This window comes from Mycetocola lacteus (assembly GCF_003667575.1).
Classification (GTDB): domain Bacteria; phylum Actinomycetota; class Actinomycetes; order Actinomycetales; family Microbacteriaceae; genus Mycetocola; species Mycetocola lacteus.
The window spans coordinates 514,486-533,562 of the sequence record NZ_RCUY01000009.1 but is presented as its reverse complement, the minus strand read 5'-3'; the positions used below and the strand labels follow the sequence as shown (position 1 = coordinate 533,562).

Annotated in this window: 19 protein-coding genes and 1 pseudogene; 18 read left to right on the top strand and 2 right to left on the bottom strand. The window is 64.8% G+C overall.

What is annotated here, in order from left to right; translation table 11 throughout:
- Positions 1 to 566 precede the first annotated feature (566 nt).
- Positions 567 to 935 (bottom strand): peptidoglycan DD-metalloendopeptidase family protein, encoded by a 369-nt coding sequence (locus tag D9V34_RS18295; RefSeq protein ID WP_425454452.1) that lies wholly within the window; start codon positions 933 to 935, stop codon positions 567 to 569.
- A 61-nt stretch (positions 936 to 996) separates the two neighbouring features.
- On the opposite strand from D9V34_RS18295, the gene D9V34_RS17835 reads away from it, so the two are divergent.
- On the top strand, positions 997 to 1,446 hold the full coding sequence (locus D9V34_RS17835; protein ID WP_183091968.1) for a hypothetical protein: 450 nt from the start codon (positions 997 to 999) through the stop codon (positions 1,444 to 1,446).
- A gap of 562 nt (positions 1,447 to 2,008) precedes the next feature.
- On the opposite strand, the gene D9V34_RS11690 is transcribed toward D9V34_RS17835, so the two are convergent.
- Positions 2,009 to 2,893, bottom strand: a complete 885-nt coding sequence (locus D9V34_RS11690; RefSeq protein WP_121688957.1) for an SDR family oxidoreductase — start codon at positions 2,891 to 2,893, stop codon at positions 2,009 to 2,011.
- A 293-nt stretch (positions 2,894 to 3,186) separates the two neighbouring features.
- Between D9V34_RS11690 and D9V34_RS11685 the strand changes: the two genes are divergently transcribed.
- The 17 genes and pseudogenes from D9V34_RS11685 (at position 3,187) to D9V34_RS11600 (ending at position 19,050) form a co-directional block, all read left to right on the top strand.
- Positions 3,187 to 4,851, top strand: a complete 1,665-nt coding sequence (locus D9V34_RS11685) for a TIGR04028 family ABC transporter substrate-binding protein (RefSeq protein WP_121688956.1) — start codon at positions 3,187 to 3,189, stop codon at positions 4,849 to 4,851.
- 70 nt (positions 4,852 to 4,921) lie between these two features.
- Positions 4,922 to 5,896 carry an ABC transporter permease gene (locus D9V34_RS11680; RefSeq protein ID WP_121688955.1) on the top strand — a complete coding sequence of 325 codons (975 nt, stop codon included), beginning with the start codon at positions 4,922 to 4,924 and terminating at the stop codon, positions 5,894 to 5,896.
- The gene (locus D9V34_RS11675) at positions 5,893 to 6,777 is read left to right on the top strand and encodes an ABC transporter permease (RefSeq protein ID WP_121688954.1); all 885 of its coding nucleotides are present in this window, start codon (positions 5,893 to 5,895) and stop codon (positions 6,775 to 6,777) included. Before D9V34_RS11680 ends, D9V34_RS11675 begins: the two co-directional genes overlap by 4 nt.
- Entirely contained in the window at positions 6,774 to 8,498 is a 1,725-nt protein-coding gene (locus D9V34_RS11670) for a dipeptide ABC transporter ATP-binding protein (RefSeq protein ID WP_121688953.1), read from the top strand. Before D9V34_RS11675 ends, D9V34_RS11670 begins: the two co-directional genes overlap by 4 nt.
- Before the next feature lie 39 nt (positions 8,499 to 8,537).
- Entirely contained in the window at positions 8,538 to 9,527 is a 990-nt protein-coding gene (locus tag D9V34_RS11665) for a putative FMN-dependent luciferase-like monooxygenase (RefSeq protein ID WP_121688952.1), read from the top strand.
- Positions 9,528 to 9,686: 159 nt separating this feature from the next.
- Entirely contained in the window at positions 9,687 to 10,550 is an 864-nt protein-coding gene (locus D9V34_RS17830; protein WP_183091967.1) for a hypothetical protein, read from the top strand.
- Positions 10,551 to 10,575: 25 nt separating this feature from the next.
- Positions 10,576 to 11,307 carry a hypothetical protein gene (locus D9V34_RS11650; protein ID WP_121688949.1) on the top strand — a complete coding sequence of 244 codons (732 nt, stop codon included), beginning with the start codon at positions 10,576 to 10,578 and terminating at the stop codon, positions 11,305 to 11,307.
- A 245-nt stretch (positions 11,308 to 11,552) separates the two neighbouring features.
- On the top strand, positions 11,553 to 12,407 hold the full coding sequence (gene rpsB / locus D9V34_RS11645) for a 30S ribosomal protein S2 (protein WP_121688948.1): 855 nt from the start codon (positions 11,553 to 11,555) through the stop codon (positions 12,405 to 12,407).
- Between the two features lie 26 nt (positions 12,408 to 12,433).
- A complete protein-coding gene (tsf, locus tag D9V34_RS11640; RefSeq protein ID WP_121688947.1) occupies positions 12,434 to 13,261 on the top strand; it encodes a translation elongation factor Ts in 828 nt (275 codons plus the stop codon).
- Positions 13,262 to 13,379: 118 nt separating this feature from the next.
- Positions 13,380 to 14,093 (top strand): UMP kinase, encoded by a 714-nt coding sequence (gene pyrH, locus D9V34_RS11635; RefSeq protein WP_121688946.1) that lies wholly within the window; start codon positions 13,380 to 13,382, stop codon positions 14,091 to 14,093.
- 78 nt (positions 14,094 to 14,171) lie between these two features.
- Entirely contained in the window at positions 14,172 to 14,726 is a 555-nt protein-coding gene (frr, locus tag D9V34_RS11630; protein WP_030148744.1) for a ribosome recycling factor, read from the top strand.
- Positions 14,727 to 14,768: 42 nt separating this feature from the next.
- Positions 14,769 to 15,782, top strand: a complete 1,014-nt coding sequence (locus D9V34_RS11625; protein WP_245601270.1) for a phosphatidate cytidylyltransferase — start codon at positions 14,769 to 14,771, stop codon at positions 15,780 to 15,782.
- Positions 15,783 to 15,812: 30 nt separating this feature from the next.
- A complete protein-coding gene (locus D9V34_RS11620) occupies positions 15,813 to 16,364 on the top strand; it encodes a DivIVA domain-containing protein (RefSeq protein WP_121688945.1) in 552 nt (183 codons plus the stop codon).
- Positions 16,365 to 16,824: 460 nt separating this feature from the next.
- Positions 16,825 to 17,082 (top strand): annotated as a pseudogene (locus D9V34_RS11615) (aggregation-promoting factor C-terminal-like domain-containing protein); the annotation flags it as partial.
- Positions 17,083 to 17,212: 130 nt separating this feature from the next.
- Positions 17,213 to 17,914, top strand: coding sequence for an aggregation-promoting factor C-terminal-like domain-containing protein (locus tag D9V34_RS11610; protein ID WP_464502846.1), 702 nt, complete (start codon positions 17,213 to 17,215; stop codon positions 17,912 to 17,914).
- 90 nt (positions 17,915 to 18,004) lie between these two features.
- Positions 18,005 to 18,298 carry a hypothetical protein gene (locus D9V34_RS11605; protein ID WP_121688943.1) on the top strand — a complete coding sequence of 98 codons (294 nt, stop codon included), beginning with the start codon at positions 18,005 to 18,007 and terminating at the stop codon, positions 18,296 to 18,298.
- A gap of 56 nt (positions 18,299 to 18,354) precedes the next feature.
- A complete protein-coding gene (locus tag D9V34_RS11600) occupies positions 18,355 to 19,050 on the top strand; it encodes an alpha/beta hydrolase (protein ID WP_183091974.1) in 696 nt (231 codons plus the stop codon).
- Positions 19,051 to 19,077 lie beyond the last annotated feature (27 nt).

Below are 19,077 nucleotides of genomic sequence, written 5' to 3'. Positions count from 1 at the left end.
AGAGCAAGAGCAAGAGCAAGAGCAAGAGCAAGAGCAAGAGCAAGAGCAAGAGCAAGAGCAAGAGCAAGAGCAAGAGCTCAGGCTCTTGCCAGCGCCTAGTGCTGAGGGAATTCAGGCGCTCGCACGAGTCGAAGAGGAACGTGTGATCGCCGGGGTCCAAAGGCTTCGGTAGGGGCAATTCCCCGACAACCGCAGCTGCCCGCCGAGGTAGTGGCGGGCAGCCTGTTGCGGTCTTGCCAGGATGCGTTGCGTCCGTTTGCGAAAACGGCGACCGGATCACTATCGGGCGATAGCTGAACCTGATCCGTTCGTGTTGATAATCTATTGGCAAACATTAGGTTAGGCAAGCCTTACGTACATTTTTGCCAATTTTGTCGGTAAGTTTTCATGCATGTGGGGAAATGACCGTGCTCGGGGCGCTTGAGCTCCCCTGCACAGCCTGCCAGGGGAGCGGTCTGGATGAGGGTCTGCGAGATTCGGGATCTTGGGGAAACCATCACCCGAACGATCCCGCACGCGGTTCCCGTAAAGGACTGGCGAGGCTTCGCCAACGCAGCTGATGCGACCTAGGGCGGAAGGAGGTGGATCCGTGCCCTGCTGCCAAAGTACAGTCGTGGATTAACGTATTCGTCGCCCGAACGCACACCGATGTGAAGGCACATCTGTGGGCATACCCCGCCGGCGGCCACGGTGCCGAGCGGATCGCCAGCCTGAACCGAATCTCCGGTTTTCAGGATGGAATCGAGCGGTTCATAGCTGGTTCGAAGGCCGCCCGAGTGTTCAAGTGTGAGTACCGGACGATCCACGACAACTCCCACAAACGTCACCGTACCCTCTGTGGGCGCGCGTACGACGGATCCGGGTAGCGCGGCCAGGGATATTCCGCGTCGGCCTGAGTTCCAGGGGTTGAGCGGTGCGCGGAACTCCTCAATCACGGTCAACGGCGGAGGAATTGGCCAGGGCCATCGTGCCACTCGGGGTGCAGGGTGGGACTCATTGGCAGTCGCAACCCTGAGTGGTTTCAAACGCAACAAGGGCGCCGCAGATGCACCTACGGGTGCCGAATTCGCCCCGGGCACCGAGTCGGCCCCGGATGCTGAGCTGGCCCCGGGCACCGAGCCGGCCCCGGACGCTGAGCTGGCCCCGGACACCGAACTAGACCGCGGCACCGGACTGGACTCGGACACAGCGGGCGTCGGCACCGCAGACGTGGACAAGACGGACGTGGACTCATCGGACGTGGACAAAACGGACGCGGATGCATCGGACGTGGACACCGTGGACGTGGCGACAGCAGTCGGAGACACACTGCTAGGGGACCTAGGGGACCTAGGGGACGAGAGCTCGGGCGATGGACGCAAAGCCGTTGGGGGTGAAACCGATGGTGCCGTCGTGCTCGGGAGAAAGCCCGCCGGAGAGGAAGCCGGCGAAGGTGTTGACGTGTGAGACGCATACGTCGCTGGGATTGAGGACGGCAGTGCCTGCAGGGGAGGCGAGACACCGATGCCCACAAGCGGGAGTATCGTCGCGAGTATGACGCCACCCGCAATGGAACGGGGACGCCAGGGATGTCGTGTGCGTCGGAGATGTTGGAGATGTTGGAGATTCTGGGGATGCCAGCGAAGCCGGGGATCCCTGAGACGCCGGGGTCCTACGGGCCCCATGAGCTGTGCCGAACTCGGATGGGGAGGTGCGGGGTCACCTCCGGTGCCGGGTCCGTTGGAGCACCCGGGGTCGACTATGGGATCTCGAGTGTCCGAGTTGCGTGCGGTAGTCGAGATCGGCGCAATGGGCGGCGTAGGCGTAGGCGTAGGCGTAGGCGTGGCGGTGTTCATGCCATCGAGTCTTCATGACGGCAGGGGAGGCGCGAATCGGAGCGTGGGAACTGTGGAGAACTCGCTGGTGGGTGCGTGTTGTGGAGGAGGGGATGCGGCCCGTGCTTCGAAAATGGCGGGCACACCCCGCGTCAGTCTCGGTGCCGCTCCGAACCGGCACCGCGCACCCTAGATTAGTACCGGCTGAGCTCGCGGCGGGGGCGTACGGCGACGTCGGTAAGGTGCACGTCGGCGGGTGCGTCCACCACAAATCTCACGGCCTGAGCAACGGATTCGGGACGAATGTAGCGTTCCGGCCGGTACTCCGCGGCATCGATCAGGCCACGCAGCATTTCGGTGTCGGTTTGGCCCGGAGCAACCGTGGCGACGCGAACCCGGTGGGACTCTTCCTCAATTCGGAGTGAGTCGGCGAGACCGCGCAGGGCATGTTTGCTGGCCGCGTAGACGGAGCTGCCGGGGACGGGATTGGTGCCGGCGCCCGACCCGATGAAGATAATGGTGCCTTCGCGCTCCCGCAACGTCGGCAGCAGGATGCGAGTGAGTTCGGATGCGGCGACAACATTGACGGTGAGCTGGGTAAGCCAGTCCGAGGGGCTCGCCGTTTCGACGGAGAACTGGTCGCCGATTGCCGCCGCGTGTACCACGACATCCACGGGACCCAGGTCTCCCAGCGCGGTGGCGAGCCGGTCCGGCTGGGTGAGATCCACGCTGCGAGTCGTCACACCGCTGATCGAATCCAGCTCGGTCAGTCGCGTGGCCGAGCGGCCCAGAGCGGTGACGCCGTGGGTGCGTGCCAGCTCTCGAACAATTTCGAGGCCCATGCCTCCGGTGGCCCCGGTCACTACCGCGCGTGGCCGGGCGGCGGATGCGGCAACCACGGTGAGCGCACCTTCGACCGCGGCCTCGATTGAGTCCGCGCTGTCGGCGGCATCGGCACTGCGTGTTCCGGAGGTATCCGATGCCGCCGAATTGGTGGCGGTCACGGTGTCCACAACGGAACCAAGCGCGGTCGTGTCGGTTTCCGGAGAAGTCTCGGGAAAGGCATCGGGCGTGGTCATCGGGGGGTCCTTCCGAGGGGCTGCGGGTGAATCGTTGTGCTCCACGCTACCGTGCCACGCCGCGACCGGGCCAAAAAATGCCACGGGGTGACGCGGGGTCGTAGGGCCGACCCTAGTGACGCGCTCCGGGGTGCGCACCCCGGGATGTCGTCGAGCGACGCATGAGGTCATAGTTTGTCATGCCCTCCAAACCGGGCCGGATGCGCCACTACTGTCGGGGTTACGTTTCACCCACCCGATCACAGTTTTGCGGTCGAGCCCGCTCGTTCCGCCCCGCGCCAGGAGAACCACCTATGCCCTCACCGAGACGTCTTATCGCCGGTCTTGCGACCGCAACCGTGCTTGCGCTTGCGCTTGCCGGCTGCTCCGCAAACGCCAGCGCACCCGGTTCCGGGTCGAGCAGCGAGACGGGAAAACCGGTCACCGGCGGCACCCTTGTCTACCTCGAGCACCAGGCCATTACCGGCCTGTACCCGCCGGGGGCCGGGTTCTATCCCAACGGTGGCATCGTCAACAACATCGCCGATCGCCTCGTCTACCAGGACCCCAAGACCCTGGAGTTCGAGCCGTGGATCGCCACCAAGTGGGAATCCAACGCCGACGCAACCGAGTACACCTTCACGATTCGTGACGGCGTGACCTTCTCCGATGGCACCCCGCTGGATGCCGCAGTTGTCGCGAAGAACTTCGACCTGTACGGTCTCGGTGACGCGGCCCGAGGCCTGACGGTTTCGGAGGCGATCAACAACTATCAAAGTAGCGAGGTGGTGGATAAGAACACCGTCAAGTTCCACTTCTCGGCGCCGTCGCCCGGTTTCTTGCAGGCGACCTCAACCATCAACTCGGGTCTGCTGTCCTCCAAGACCCTCGATCTTCCGTTTGAAAAGTTCGGCCCCGGAAACGCAGCCAACATCATCGGATCGGGTCCTTTCACCGTGGACAACGAGAAGATCGGCACCGGGCTCGACCTGGTCGCCCGCAAGGACTATAAGTGGGCACCGAAGTCCTGGTCGAACCAGGGACGTCCGTACCTGGACAAGATTCAGATCACCGTGACTCCCGAGGCGAGCGTCCGGGTGGGTGCCCTGCTCTCGGGCCAGGCCGGCCTGATTCGCGACGTCGAGGCCCAGGACGAAAAGCAGGTCACCGACGCCGGTTTCCAGGTGTTTGCCGCGCAGACCAATGGCGTGAATAACGGCCTGAGCCTGCGTTTCCGCAACGAGAAGCTCTCCGACATCCGGGTACGCCAGGCGCTGATCGCCGGGATCGACCGGGAGGAGCTGGTCAAGACCATCTATACCAAGAACTACCCGCTGGCCACCTCGGTGCTGAGCAAGACCGCGCTGGGTTACGTGGACACCAAGGACGCTTTCGGTTACGACCCCAAGAAGGCGGCGACCCTGCTAGATGAGGCCGGATGGAAGCTCGGCAGCAACGGCATTCGCGAAAAGGACGGCCAGCCGCTGACCCTGGTGGTGAACGAGGCTGCCCCGCAGCCGCGCTCCTTCGATGCCCTCACCCTGGTGAGCCAGCAGCTCAAGAAGATCGGCGTGGACCTGCAGATCCTCAAGGCCGACGCCGGCACCTACGCCAAGGCGATCCAGGATGCCAACCAGGTGCAGATCTACCACTCGATGGTGGGACGTGCGGACCTCGATGTGATCAAGAGCCAGTTCTACTCCAAGAACCGCAACACCCTGCTCAACCGTGACAACGCCGATCAGTCCATCGGCGACCCGAAGCTTGAGGAACTGCTTGAGGCCGTGGCTTCCACCGCGGACCCCAAGGCTCGGATCGAGGCCAGCCAGACCGTGCAGAAGTATCTGGCCGACCAGGCCTATGTGATCCCGTTCTTTGAGGAGCCGCAGGTGTTTGCCACCGCTAACTTCGTGCACGGCTTCTCCTCGGAATCCGTGGGACGGCCCAGCTTTGACGCCGTCTGGGTAGACAAGCAGTAGCCCCCGCCGTCCGGATCGCCTCGACCGAGGCGATCCGGACGTCCGTGGTTTCCCCGTTGAAAGGATCCCCATGAAGTACGTTCTGGGCCGGCTCGGCCAGGCGGCGGCCGTGCTGCTGGCCGCGTTCACGGTTGCGTTTGTGCTGCTCCAGGCGATGCCCGGCGACGCGCTAATGATCAAGTTTGAAAACCCCGAGCTGGGGCTCTCTCCGGATCAGATCGCCGCGCTGCGGGTTGCCTATGGCGCCGATACGCCGCTGCCAATTCAATACGTGCACACGTTGCTGGGTTTCCTCGGGGGCGACTTTGGCTATTCGATCCAGAGTGGGACGCCGGTCAAACAGCTTCTGGCCGAGGTGGTGCCGGGCACCCTGCTGCTCGCCTCACTCGGGTTTGTGGCGGCCGTGCTGTTGGCGGTGGGCATCACGATCCTGGCCAACCTTCCCGGGCTGCGTAAGATTGCCGACGTTTTCCGCGCTCTACCCTCGCTGTTTGTGGCGGTGCCGGTGTTCTGGTTGGGCATCGTGCTGATCCAGGTGTTCTCCTTCCAGCTCCGACTCATTCCGGTAGTGAATCCGGGACCGGTTGAGGGACTGATACTGCCGGTCCTCACACTGGCGGTTCCGATATCGGCACCGCTCGCCCAGATTCTGATTCGCTCGGTGGATGACGTGCTGGGCTACCCCTTCGTCGCGGTGGTGCGCGCGCGGGGTGCGGATCCCTGGTGGATCCTCTCTAAAAACGTCGCACGGAACGCCGTGTTGCCGGCCTTCACGATGGCCGGTGTGCTCTTTGGTGAGCTGATCGGCGGGGCCGTGGTCACCGAGACCGTCTTCGGTCGCGCGGGCGTGGGCCGACTCACCGAGCAGGCCGTAAGCCAGCAGGATACGCCGATTCTGCTCGCGGTGGTGCTGCTTTCAGCCACCGTCTTTGTGGTGATCAACCTCGTGGTGGACCTGCTCTATCCGATACTCGATCCACGCCTGAGTACTCGAACGCGTGGCGGTGCCCGGCTTGCCCGGGAGAGAAAGGTGGTCGCGGTATGAGTATCGACGAGCGCAGTACGCAGACTTTGAGCCTGCCCGATCCGTTTGTCCCCACACGGCTGAGCCTGCGCGAGCGGCTCGGACGCCCGAAAATCTCGGTGATTCTCTCGGTGGTGTGGCTACTGGTCGTCATCGCCTGGGCGATCATCCCGCAGGCATTCACCCCGCTGGATCCGATCGCCGGCAACGCCACCCAGGCGCAGCAACCGCCGAGCCTGGACCACCTGTTCGGGACCGATGCGACCGGTCGTGACATGTTCACCCGGGTGGTGTACGGGGCGATCAACTCGCTGTCCGGGGCGCTGATCGCGGTGACCGTGGGCTTCGTGATCGGGACCGCGATCGGGGTGATTGCCGGGTCTTCCCGTCGCCTCGTGGACGACATCCTGATGCGCATCGTCGACGTGTTCCTGGCGATCCCCTCGCTGCTGCTCTCGCTCTCGATCATTATCCTGCTGGGCTTTGGTACCGCGCAGGCAGCCATCGCGGTCGGTTTCACCAGTGTCGCAGCGTTTGCCCGGCTCTCCCGCTCCGAGGTCGTGCGAGTGCGCGGATCGGACTATGTGGAGGCCGCGTTTGCCAGCGGTGGCCGGTTCTTTGTGGTGCTGTGGCGTCACGTGCTGCCCAACTCGCTGACCGCGGTGTTGGCGCTGGCAGCCCTGCAGTTTGGCACCGCGGTGCTCTCGATCTCAACCCTCGGCTTCCTGGGCTACGGCGCACCGCCGCCCACACCCGAGTGGGGACTGATGATCGCCGAGGGACGCAACTACATCGCCACCGCCTGGTGGCTCACCACCCTGCCCGGGGCGGTGGTGGTTCTGGTGGTACTTGCCGCCAATCGACTGAGCGCGGCGATTGCCGCAAAGGGACGGATCCGATGAGCACCCTCACCATCGACAACCTGCAGGTGTCCTACACCGTGGGACGCGAGCGCCTGGACGTGGTGCGCGGCGTCTCCCTCGAGATTGAGCCCGGGCAGTTGCTCGCGGTGGTGGGGGAGTCCGGATCCGGGAAAACCACCACCGCCCAGGCGGCGACCGGACTGCTGGCGAGTAACGGATCGATAACCGGCGGCCGGGTACTGATCGGCGAAAGTGACGTGACCGGGTGGAGCGAAAAGCGCTTCCGGGATCTGCGCGGCCGCGCGATCGGCTGGATCCCGCAGGACCCCAACAACTCGCTGAACCCGGTCAAGAAGGTGGGGGAATCCGTGGCTGAGGTGCTGCGGATTCACCGGTGGAAGGACCGGGCTGCGCGCCGTGCCCGGGTCATCGAACTGCTGGACTATGTGGGCATCCCCAACCCCGAGCTGCGGGCGACCCAGTATCCGCACGAGCTCTCGGGAGGGATGAAGCAGCGGGTGTTGATCGCCGGGGCGATCGCGCTGGAACCCGCCCTGCTGATCGCCGATGAGGCGACCAGCGCGCTGGATGTGACCGTGCAGGCCACGATCCTCGACCTGATCGATACGCTGCGCCGTGACTCGGGCACCGCGGTGCTCATGGTCACCCACGACCTCGCCGTGGCCGCCGACCGTTCCGACCGTCTGGTGGTCCTGCGCGATGGCAGCGTGCAGGAAGCCGGAGACACCGAGCGTGTGTTGGCCCACCCCGAAAGCGCCTATACTCGCCGGCTGCTTCGGGATGCCCCGTCGTTTGCGACTCTGTCACTGGGGGAGGGCCTCCAGTTACCTACCGCAGCACCCGAAAATCCCGAAGCGGCGCGGGGGGAGCGTAACCTCCGGGTAGTGCAGCGCTCCGCCGCCGATGCGATCCAGGATGGCGCGAGTGGCGCCGACGGACCCGCCGCTCCGGTTGTTGTGGCCCACAATCTGGTCCAGGATTTTGGCCGCTCGGGATCGGCGCAGCGCGCGGTGAACAACGTGTCCTTCCACATTGCCCCGGGCAGCACCCACGCGATTGTCGGCGAGTCCGGATCGGGTAAAACCACCACCGCGCGAATCGTGCTGGGTTTCCAAAAGCCCACCTCGGGGACGGTCCAGATTCACGGGCAGGAGATCACCGGGCTGCGCGGAGCGGGACTGCGGGAGCTGCGTCGCCGGGTGCAGATGGTGTACCAAAACCCGTTCGGTTCGCTGGATCCGCGCCAGTCGATTGGCGACATCGTGACCGAGCCGCTGCGCAACTTTGGTATCGGAGATGCGGCCGAGCGTCGTGCCCGGGTGGCGCAGATCATCGACCGGGTCGCGCTGCCCGCGACCGTGCTCACTCGGCGTCCGCATGAGCTCTCCGGAGGTCAGCGCCAGCGCGTGGCGATTGCGCGTGCCCTGGTGCCCGGTCCCGATGTGGTTGTCCTCGACGAGGCGGTGTCGGCGCTGGATGTGACCGTGCAGGCGCGCATCCTCGAGCTGCTTGGCGAACTCCAACGCGACCTCGGCGTCAGCTACCTCTTTATCTCGCACGATCTGGCGGTGGTGCGTCAGCTCGCGCATACGGTTTCGGTGCTGCGCGGCGGTGAGCTTGTGGAAGAGGGGGCGACAGCCCGCGTGTTTGATCATCCCGAACACGAATACACCCGCCAGCTGATCGCGGCGATTCCCGGGCGTCGTGCCGCGGCGGCCGGCGCGCTGGCCAGCGCCTAAAACCCGTTCTCATCCCCAAACGAAAGAGATCTCCGCTTCATGCCTGAACTCGCCTTCTTTACCCGAGTCCTCGACGACGTATCCGCCCCCGAACGCTACCGGTTGGCGATCGAACAGATCCGGGAGGCCGAGCACCTGGGCTTCGATAGCGCCTGGGTAGCCCAGCATCACTTCCACCGCGATGAGGGCGGATTGCCCTCGCCGCTGGTGTTGCTGGCTGCCGCGGCCGCGCAGACCAGCCGCATTCGGCTGGGTACCGGGATCATCACCCTGGGAATGGAAAATGCCGTGCGGACGGCCGAGGATGCGGCGGTGCTGGATGCGATTTCGGGGGAGCGACTCGAGCTGGGCTTCGGGTCGGGCGGCACCCCCGGTTCGTTCCCGGCCTTCGGGCTGGAGTTTGCGGATCGTCATCGCGCCTTCGATGACAACTTCCAGACGCTGCGCAGCGCGCTGCGCGGGGAGAACTTTGGCACGACCGAAAACCTCCTGTATCCGCCGGCACCCACGCTGGCGGAGCGGCTCTGGTTCGCGACCTTCACGCCTCCCCTGGCCGAGCGAGCGGGGCACGAGGGGCTGGGCCTCCAGCTCTCCCGGTCGCAGCCGCGTCCACCGGAGAACCCCGAGGCGAGCCTGGCCGATCTGCAACACCCGATCATCGACGCGTATGAGGCGGCGTTACCCGAAGGTGCCCCGCGTCGGGTGTCGGTTGCCCGCAGCGTGTTTGTCGCCGACGATAACGAGGCCGCGCGAGCCCTGGCCGAGCGCCGCTATCGGGCGGCGCCGCTGGCCCGGGTGGTCCTCGGCGATCAGGTGGACACCCTGGAGCGGGACGACCTGCTGCGCAAACTCGACGTCCACGTGGGGGATGTGGACACCGTGGTGGCCTCGCTCGGGGCGGACTCGGTGCTGAATCGAGCGACCCAGCTGTCCTTCCAGGTGCACTCTGTGGATCCCGAACACGCCCTGATTCTGCGCTCGCTGGAGCTCCTGATCGGTGAGGTGGCCCCGCGCCTGGGCTGGCGCTAATCGGGAGTGGCAGGCGGGGCGACAGTGCTCACGTCGGTACCTGCCAAACAGGCGGGATGCGCGCGGGCTGGCGCATAGAGTCACGGTGCAGCGCGCACACGGTTTGCGAGCGGAGATACCCCGCCGAGGTGTGCGCCCCAACCCGTGAGGACCTTCGCCATGAGCCAGCCCCATCCGCCCGAGAGCGGACAGCCGCCCCGTGACCCGGTGTTTACGCCGCCGACCTCACCGGTGGTGGGACCGCCGCCGACAACTCCGGCCGCTCCGGCACCGGGCCAGCCCCAGGTGAACCCCGGTGTGCCCGGGGCGGGCCAGCCCCAGGTGAACCCCGGTGTGCCCGGGGCGGGCCAGCCCCAGGTGAACCCCGGTGTGCCCGCGGCGGGCCAGCCCCAGGTGAATCCGGCGCACCCCGCACCTCCGGCCTGGGGGCAGCCTGCTGCCCTCCCGGGCAACGGAGCACGCTTTGCCGGCGTGACCGCCGTGATGCCCGACGCGCAGATCGGCCCCGGGAACGGAGGGCTCGGCATTCCGCCGGCACCGCCCGCATCTGGCAACCGTGCGCTCCTGTTTATCCTGCTGGGTGCCGGATTGGCCCTGATCCTCGCCGTGGTCGGAGGGATCTTCGGGGGACGTGCCCTGGGCGCAGCAACCGCGATGCGGGCCGATGCGGCCCGCGTGGATGCCGTCATTTCCAAGTTTGATGGCGTCCGTGACTACAAGCTTTATGACCTCAATCGCGACGACGATGAGAAGGGCGAGGGGCTGCTCAGAAAGGCCCTGCGCGAGACCGGTGTGTCTCCGGACCTGATTGAGAGCTATTACGAGTATGGATCCGAGGCCAACATCTACGTGTCCCTGGACTCGGCTCAGATGTCTCAGGGTGAGTGCCGCAATGTGGCCGGCAGTCTGCTGTATCTGATGGTGGTGCGCGGGCATCCGCTGGCCAGTGTCGAAATCGAATCCAGCGATGCTCGGGTGAGCTGTTCCACCCGGGCCCCGCTGGACGTGACCTCGATCAACTAGTCGATCCCTCCGGAGAGGAACCGAGATGACACTCAACAACGCACCCACATCGCAGTATTCGCCGATCCCACCGGCACCGGTCCAAACGGGCGGATGGTTTTCTCGCAACCGCACCCTCTGGGTGAGTGCAGCCGCCGCCCTGGTAATCCTGCTGGCCGGTGGTCTGAGCCTGGTGATCGCCTCGGCGGCGGGAGCTCAGGCTCAGCGTGCCGCGGTGAGCGAGCATATCGCCGATCAGATTACCGACCTGACCAAACGCGAACCCAGCACGTCCGAACCCGAGACCGGCGACCGCTGGTCTGACGATGACGATGACTCCTGGCTCGACGATGACAGTACCGATGATCCCGAGGGCAACACCGGCGGCGACTCGGGTCTACCGGGCGATGACTTCAGCGGGATCGAACTCATCAAGCGGCTAACCACGGGACTCTCTGCCCAGGACGATACAACAACGCGCATCACCAAGATCACCAATAACCTGCTCGACTTCGACGGAACCCTGTGTGGCGTCGACGGGTGTGTGCAATCGGTGGAGGAGACCGAGCCGGGGCATTTTGTCGCGGTGCTTGCTACCCGCCCGGGTGTCACCTACACCGAGGAGCGCCAGGAAACCATGAACCAGGTGACCAAGGCGATTGCTCGGGTCGCCTGGGCTTCCGGCGGTCGCGACCTCGAGGTGTTGACCCTCTCAAGCTCGGACGGGGCGGTCACCGCCGTCTACGAGATGAACGAAAACGCGAGCGCAGACAGCTAATCTCCCCACGTGGACCCAGGCTGTCACCACGGACCGGCAAGCGCGACGCGCGGGAATTCGATGAGGACGCGGATCCTGCTAAGATAACAAGAGCGCCTTCGTATGAGGGCGACTACGCGTGCTCGGATCATGCACAACCCCCATCGGTCACCCTTTGAAAGAAGGGTCTGCGGGGCTGTGCCGGGCACCAGGCCGAACGCCGTCGGTGTTCGGATCAACCGAGAAACTATATAAGGAGTACGACCATGGCCGTCGTTACTATCCGCCAGCTGCTCGACAGCGGCGTGCACTTCGGGCACCAGACCCGCCGTTGGAACCCGAAGATGAAGCGCTTCATTTTCACCGAGCGTTCGGGTATCTACATCATCGACCTGCAGCAGTCGCTGGGTTACATCGACAAGGCTTACGACTTCGTCAAGGAGACCGTCGCTCACGGCGGCACCATCCTCTTCGTGGGTACCAAGAAGCAGGCTCAGGAGTCCATCGCCGAGCAGGCAACCCGCGTGGGCCAGCCCTACGTGAACCAGCGCTGGCTGGGTGGTCTGCTGACCAACTTCAACACCGTGTCGAAGCGCCTCGCTCGCATGAAGGAGCTCGAGGAGCTGGACTTCGAGGACACCTCGAAGTCGGGATTCACCAAGAAGGAACTCCTCATCAAGAAGCGCGAGCTGGACAAGCTCCACAAGTCGCTCGGTGGTATCCGCAACCTCACCAAGACTCCGTCTGCGCTGTGGGTTGTTGACACCAAGAAGGAGCACCTGGCAATCGACGAGGCCAAGAAGCTGGGTATCCCGGTTATCGGTATCCTCGACACCAACTGTGACCCGGACGAGGTTTCCTACCCGATCCCGGGTAACGACGACGCCATCCGCTCCGTCAGCCTGCTGACCCGCGTGATCGCCGACGCCGCTGCCGAGGGTCTGATCCAGCGTCACCAGAAGCCCGCCGAGGGCGAGACCGCCGCAGAGCCGCTGGCCGAGTGGGAGCAGGAGCTCCTCGCCGGTGCCGAGGCAACCGAGGCCGCTGCTGAGGCTCCGGTCGAGGCTGCTGCCGAGGCCACCGAGGTTGCTGTCGAAGCAGCCGACGCAGAGTCCAAGTAACAACCGAACCACGAGGGGTTAATACCATGGCTAATTTCAGCATTGCCGACCTGAAGGCCCTCCGCGAGGCCCTGGGCACCGGTATGGTCGACACCAAGAAGGCGCTTGAGGAGGCCGGCGGAGACGTCGAGAAGGCCACCGAGATCCTGCGTCTGAAGGGTGCAAAGGGTAACGCGAAGCGTGCCGACCGCTCCACCAGCGAGGGCCTTGTTGCCACCACTGAGAAGGACGGCGTCACCTACCTGCTCGAGCTCGCTTGCGAGACCGACTTCGTTGCCAAGAACGAGCGCTTCGGCAAGCTCGCCGATGACGTACTGGCCGCGGTTGCCGCTGCCGGTGCCGACTCGGTTGAGTCCGCCCTGGCCGCTCCGGCCGGCGACAAGACCGTTGCCGACCTCATCAGCGATGAGGCCGCCATCATCGGCGAGAAGGTTGAACTGCGTCGCGTCGGTGCCCTGAAGGGTGACGCGTTCGAGGTTTACCTGCACCGCACCAACAAGGACCTGCCGCCCCAGCTGGGCGTGGTTGTGGCCTACACCGGTTCGGACGCCGAGACCGCTCGCTCGATCGCGCAGCACATCTCCTTCGCAAACCCGTCGGTTCTGACTCGTGAGGACGTCCCCGCGGACGCCGTCGAGAAGGAGCGCGAGATTGTGACCGAGATCAGCCGCAGCGAGGGCAAGCCCGAGGCAGCCCTGCCGAAGATCATCGAGGGTCGTCTGACCTCCTACTTCAAGCAGGTTGCCCTGCTCGAGCAGGACTACGCCAAGGACAACAAGATCAACGTTGCCAAGGTGCTCGAGGACGCAGGCCTGACCGTTACCGGATTCCTCCGGTTCAAGGTCGGCGCCTAGTCTCACCCGATAGGAGTCCGGATTGCATTTGCGATCCGGACTCCTTTTCGCTGTCGCCAGCCAGGGGCGAAGCACTAGCCTGGACAATACAAACGAAACACCGAAAGGGAAATACACCATGGCCTCGAGCGAAAAACGACGCGTCCTTCTGAAACTCTCGGGTGAGGCCTTCGGTGGCGGATCCCTCGGTGTGAACCCCGACGTGGTGAGCGCCATCGCCAAGGAGATCGCCGAAGCGGCCAAGACCGTGGAGATCGCCATCGTGGTTGGCGGCGGAAACTTCTTCCGCGGTGCCGAGCTCTCCACCCGCGGCATGGACCGCGGCCGCGCCGACTACATGGGCATGCTGGGCACCGTCATGAACGCCCTCGCCCTGCAGGACTTCCTCGAGCAGGCCGGTGCCACCACGCGTGTGCAGTCGGCCATCGAGATGACCCAGGTTGCCGAGCAGTACATCCCGCGCCGCGCCGAGCGCCACATGGAAAAGGGTCGCGTGGTCATCTTCGGTGCCGGTGCCGGTCTGCCCTACTTCTCCACCGACACCGTGGCCGCCCAGCGCGCCCTGGAAATCGAGGCCGACGTGGTCCTGGTGGCCAAGAACGGTGTGGATGGTGTCTACACCGCCGACCCGCGCATCGACTCCACCGCGACCCGGATCGAGGAGATCACCTACCAGGAGGCGCTGCAGCGTGGCCTCAAGGTTGTGGACTCGACCTCGTTCAGCCTGTGCATGGACAACGGCATGCCGATGCGCGTGTTTGGGATGGAACCCGCAGGAAACGTCACCAAGGCCATCCTGGGTGCGGAAATCGGAACCCTCGTTCGCAACTAGTTCCACCCCAACCTGCTCGGGTATCACGCCGTTCCCGGTAGAATGAACCGAGCCCCTAAGAAAGTTGAAGGAGTCCCCGTGATTGCGGAAGTACTGACCGACACCGGCGCGCGTATGGCCAAGGCCGTCGAGGTTGCCAAGGAAGATTTTGCCGGTGTGCGTACCGGTCGCGCCAACCCTCAGATGTTCCAGAAGGTAATCGTGAGCTACTACGGCACCCCGACCCCGCTCTCGCAGCTGGCCGGACTGCAGAACATTGAGGCTCGCACCATCCTGGTGAGCCCGTACGACAAGGGTGCACTGCGCGACATCGAGAACGCGATCCGCGACATCCCGAACCTGGGTGCCAACCCTTCGAACGACGGATCCGTCATCCGCGTGACCCTGCCCGAGCTCACCGAGGAGCGTCGCAAGGAGTTCGTCAAGCTGGTTCGCACCAAGGGTGAGGACGCCAAGGTTGCCGTGCGCAACATCCGTCGCAAGGCCAAGGAAGAACTCGACGCCCTCAAGAGCGAGGTCGGCGAGGACGACGTGACCCGTGGCGAGAAGGAGCTTGAGGTTCTCACCAAGTCGCACACCGATGCGATCGACGAGGCCCTGAAGCGTAAAGAAGCCGAGCTGCTCGAGATCTGATCTTGGTCATCATCTCGATCATCGATTCGCTCGGAGGCGCTCGTGGCTAAGGTCACGGGTGCCCCGGGCGATCCCGAGCCCGGCACCACGGGGGAGTCGCACTCCTCACGTGAGGTGCTGCACGCGCAGTTGAAGGCGACCCGCGCCGATATCGAACGTAAGGTTCAGGAGACGCGCGCGCAGGTTGACCAGGTCAACGAGCGCATCGCCGCCCGCACCGGTCGCAACCTGGTGCTGGCGATCCTGATCGGTCTGGGTCTTGGCGGCGTGCTGCTGGTGAGCCTGATCGTGATCAAGGATCTGTTTGCGATCCTGGCGCTGGCCTTTGTGGTGTTTACCACGCTGGAGCTGGTCAACGCGCTGCGCCTGACGCCGCGCAAGGTTGACCCGATCCCCAATGTTTTGGCCGGTGCCGCCATGGTGGTGGCCTCCTACATCGCCGACCCGGTTCTGATCTGGAGCACTCTGCTCGGTGGAATCGCCGTCGTGGTGGTGTGGCGCTTGATCGCCCAGATGATCGAGGCCGATGAGCGTACGGCCCCGGAGATCCTGCGGGATGTCCTGGTGGTGTTCCTGGTCCAGGTCTACGTTCCGCTGATGGCCTCCTTCGCGGTGCTGCTCACCCGGCAGGAGCACGGCGAATGGTGGACCCTGGCCTTCCTCATCGTGGTGGTCAGTGTGGATGTGGGTGCGTATGCGAGCGGTTTGAGCTTCGGCAAGCACCCCATGGCCCCGAAGATTAGCCCCAAGAAGACCTGGGAGGGTCTGGCCGGCGCGGCGATTGCCGCGCAGATTGCCGGAATCCTGCTGGCCATTTTCATGCTCGAGGTGCCCTTCTGGGTGGGAATGATCCTGGGAGCACTGCTCACCGTTTCGGCCACCTTCGGCGACCTGGGCGAATCGCTGATCAAGCGTGACATCGGGATCAAGGACATGTCGTCCTGGCTGCCGGGTCACGGCGGATTCCTGGACCGCATCGACTCGATGCTGCCCTCCGCCCCGCTTGCCTTTGCCCTGTTTATGATCTTTAGTCCGCTCTCTAGCGCGGTTCACTAGGCTCTGCCTACTCACCCCAGGAGGTCCCTCGTGCCTACGACTTTTCCCGAGAACAAGCGCGGTGTGCGCGGGTATCGTCCCGCGGATGTTGACGGTTTCCTCGAGCGCGCCCGCACCGCTTACGATGCCGCACCCGGCGATAAGGACGCACTGACCAGTGCCCAGATCCGTGAGACCTCCTTCAAGCTGGTAAAGAAGGGGTACTCGACCGGGCATGTGGATGCGGCGCTTGAGCGCCTGGAGGACGCCTTTGCCTCGCGCGAGCGTGAGATTGCGCTGGCCCAGTCCGGACAGGACGCCTGGCTGGTGCAGGTCCGCGAGACCGCCCAGGTCCTGCTCAACCGTCTGGCTCGCCCCAGTCGCGAGCGCTTCCGTCGCGTGGGCCGCTTTACCCAGGGGTATTCGGTGGATGATGTGGACGCGTTTGCCGTCGAACTGCGTGGCTATTTCCAGGAGGGGACCCCGCTCTCGGTGGATCGCGTGCGTACGGTGACCTTCGGGGCTGAGCGTGGGGGATACTCCGAGGAGCAGGTGGATCTGGTGCTGGACGAGGTCATCAACGTCATGCTCTCGGTGCGCTAAGTACGTGGCGCTTTTGACATCGGTGGGCTAGGCTAGGGAAATCGTGGGCAAACACCGAGCTAATTCTCAGGCGCAGCAGCGCGTTCCCAATCGACCGTCGCGGAATGCGCGCCCCAGGGGACGGCGCGCGGTGGCGGGGGTTTCCTTTGCCGCGGTCTCCGGCTTCCTGATGGTGAGCATTATCGACCCCTACTCGGGAGCGACCGCATCGCCCTATTATCAGCTCGCCACCGTCGGCGAGGCGCGCACGGTGGATCCGGGTCAAACCCTGGTCAGTACCGCCGACTACGATAACTCCTTTTCTCGTCACGGCTATGAGATCGCGATGATCGAGCGGGCCCCCGAGCCCGATCCGGTCGATGATAAGGCCGCCGCCAACGCAGACAAAACCCCTGGTCGAGCCGTAGTTGCCGATCCCGGTGGCGCGCGCTCGGTTGCGCTTTCGATGGTGCGTGAGCGCGGTTGGGGAGATGAGCAGTACCTCTGCCTGGAGAAGCTCTGGCAGAAGGAATCCAACTGGCGGGTCAATGCCGCTAACCGCTCCAGCGGGGCCTATGGCATCCCGCAGGCGCTGCCGGGACGCAAGATGGCCTCGGCCGGCGCGGACTGGGAGTCAAACCCCGCGACTCAGATCAAGTGGGGCCTGGGCTATATCTCGGGCCGTTATGGTTCGCCCTGCGGCGCGTGGTCGCATTCGCAGGCCGTGAACTGGTACTAGCCAGACACTCAAACCAATCTTTTTGCCCCAAACGGGGGGTCGCTGCTGGCCAGATCACGAATCGCCGCGTATGCTTTATCAAATCGTGACAAAACATCTAGCTCCCGCACCCGCCGCACCCGCGCGCCGCATTCGTAATCGGCGCCCGGTGCCCGTACGTCCCTTCTCCCGGGGTCGGGTCTTTCTTGGTTGCATCGCCTTTGCGGCATCCGCAGGCTTTGTGCTGACGACCGTGATTGATCCCTCCGGTGGAGCCGTTGCGTCCCCCTACCGTACTTCGCCCTTTGCGCCGGTCTCCGCAGACGTTCTGACGTCCGCGACCCAGGCGCTGGAGGCATCCGGGGAGTACTCAAACGACTTCTCTCGTGACGGCTTTGACGTCGCACTGATCCCCAAGGCTCCCGTGACTCCGCCTCCCGCGGATGACACCGCGGATAGCTCGGGAAAGACCGGCACCACGAAGACCACCAAGACGACCGGAAGCAACGCCCCCGCGGGTAACGCTTCGGCGCCGCCCGCCGGTCCGCCGAACGCGGGCTCCGCTCAGGCGATCGCCTTCGACATCGTGATGGGTCGCGGATGGGGTCAGGATCAGTACGCCTGCCTCGTCGCGCTCTGGAACAAGGAGTCTGGTTGGCGCTACAACGCGGCCAACCCCAGCGGTGCCTACGGCATCCCGCAGGCTCTGCCCGGCAGCAAGATGGCGTCGGCCGGTGCCGACTGGGCCACCAACCCCGCTACCCAGATCAACTGGGGACTGGGCTACATCACCGGCCGCTACGGCTCGCCGTGTGGTGCCTGGGCACACTCCCAGGCGCTGAACTGGTACTAATCGTTCGGCGATGATGAGGGGCCAAACGCCACGTGCGTTTGGCCCCTCGTCGTTTCCCCTTCCCGGTGCTGGCCTCATAGAATGGTCTGTATGCCTCGGAGTAATCGGCCGCGGGGACGTAAACCTCCCGCTCATGACCATGACGGCCTGCAGCACCTGGTTGCCGGCCTCAAACGCTCCGAGACGCGCCGCGGCATCGAGTATGCGGTGCAGCCGGTGTCCCCGCGCAGCGCGGTGAAGCCCTATGTCTGCCCGGGCTGCAATCTGTCCATCGAGATCGGCACCGCCCACGTGGTGGTGTGGCGCACCGATGGCGTGATGGGGGAGCGTGCGGGCCTGGAGGCTCGTCGTCACTGGCACAACCACTGCTGGCTGATCGCCTAGGCGAGCCAGGGAAAGCGAGAATCTGCGTGTCGTTAGTTGAGGTGCGGGCGGGTGTCATGCTGCCCGCCATCCGTGAGGACATCACCCTGCACACCGAGGACGGATTGGACCTGGTGGGGGAGCTTGCGCTGCCCGCCGAGCATCCTCCGGTGGCCACCCTGGTGACCCTGCATCCGCTGCCCACCGCCCAGGGGTTCATGGACTCCCATATCCTGCGGAAGGCCGCCGCACGCTTACCGGCGCTTGCGGATCTGGCCGTGCTGCGCTTCAACACCCGCGGCACCTCCTCCCCCCGCGGTACCAGCGATGGTCACTTTGAGGAGGGGCTGGGTGAACGCCTGGACGTTGCCGCGGCGATGGCGTTTGTGGCCGAACGTAACCTGCCCAACCCGTGGCTTGTGGGCTGGTCGTTTGGGACCGAGCTCGCGCTCAAATACGGCAGGGAGCATGCGATTCGTGGTGCCATCCTGCTGAGTCCGCCGCTGCACCGGGCGAGCGCCGCCGAGGTGGCAGCGTGGCACGGCGATCCCCGTGAACTGACCGCGCTCATCCCCGAGCACGATGACTACCTCCAGCCACCCGAGGCCGTCGAGCGCTTCGCCTCGGTGCCGGAGATGCGGGTGCTGCCAATCGAGGGCGCAAAGCACCTCTGGGTGGGGGAGAAGTACGTGAAGATCGTGTTGGATGAGATCGTCCGGGTGACCAACCCCGACGCGCTTCCGCTGCCCACCGAGTGGGACGAAGCCGAATAGCGTGAGAAGAAAAGGGAGCGGGGCCGA

Excerpts from the sequence above, each read along its gene's own strand:
- D9V34_RS11690 (WP_121688957.1), bottom strand. The coding sequence starts at position 2,893 with ATGACCACGCCCGATGCCTTTCCCGAGACTTCTCCGGAAACCGACACG.
- D9V34_RS11685 (WP_121688956.1), top strand. The coding sequence starts at position 3,187 with ATGCCCTCACCGAGACGTCTTATCGCCGGTCTTGCGACCGCAACCGTG.
- D9V34_RS11680 (WP_121688955.1), top strand. The coding sequence starts at position 4,922 with ATGAAGTACGTTCTGGGCCGGCTCGGCCAGGCGGCGGCCGTGCTGCTG.
- D9V34_RS11675 (WP_121688954.1), top strand. The coding sequence starts at position 5,893 with ATGAGTATCGACGAGCGCAGTACGCAGACTTTGAGCCTGCCCGATCCG.
- D9V34_RS11670 (WP_121688953.1), top strand. The coding sequence starts at position 6,774 with ATGAGCACCCTCACCATCGACAACCTGCAGGTGTCCTACACCGTGGGA.
- D9V34_RS11665 (WP_121688952.1), top strand. The coding sequence starts at position 8,538 with ATGCCTGAACTCGCCTTCTTTACCCGAGTCCTCGACGACGTATCCGCC.
- D9V34_RS17830 (WP_183091967.1), top strand. The coding sequence starts at position 9,687 with ATGAGCCAGCCCCATCCGCCCGAGAGCGGACAGCCGCCCCGTGACCCG.
- D9V34_RS11650 (WP_121688949.1), top strand. The coding sequence starts at position 10,576 with ATGACACTCAACAACGCACCCACATCGCAGTATTCGCCGATCCCACCG.
- rpsB (WP_121688948.1), top strand. The coding sequence starts at position 11,553 with ATGGCCGTCGTTACTATCCGCCAGCTGCTCGACAGCGGCGTGCACTTC.
- tsf (WP_121688947.1), top strand. The coding sequence starts at position 12,434 with ATGGCTAATTTCAGCATTGCCGACCTGAAGGCCCTCCGCGAGGCCCTG.
- pyrH (WP_121688946.1), top strand. The coding sequence starts at position 13,380 with ATGGCCTCGAGCGAAAAACGACGCGTCCTTCTGAAACTCTCGGGTGAG.
- D9V34_RS11605 (WP_121688943.1), top strand. The coding sequence starts at position 18,005 with ATGCCTCGGAGTAATCGGCCGCGGGGACGTAAACCTCCCGCTCATGAC.
- D9V34_RS11600 (WP_183091974.1), top strand. The coding sequence starts at position 18,355 with ATGCTGCCCGCCATCCGTGAGGACATCACCCTGCACACCGAGGACGGA.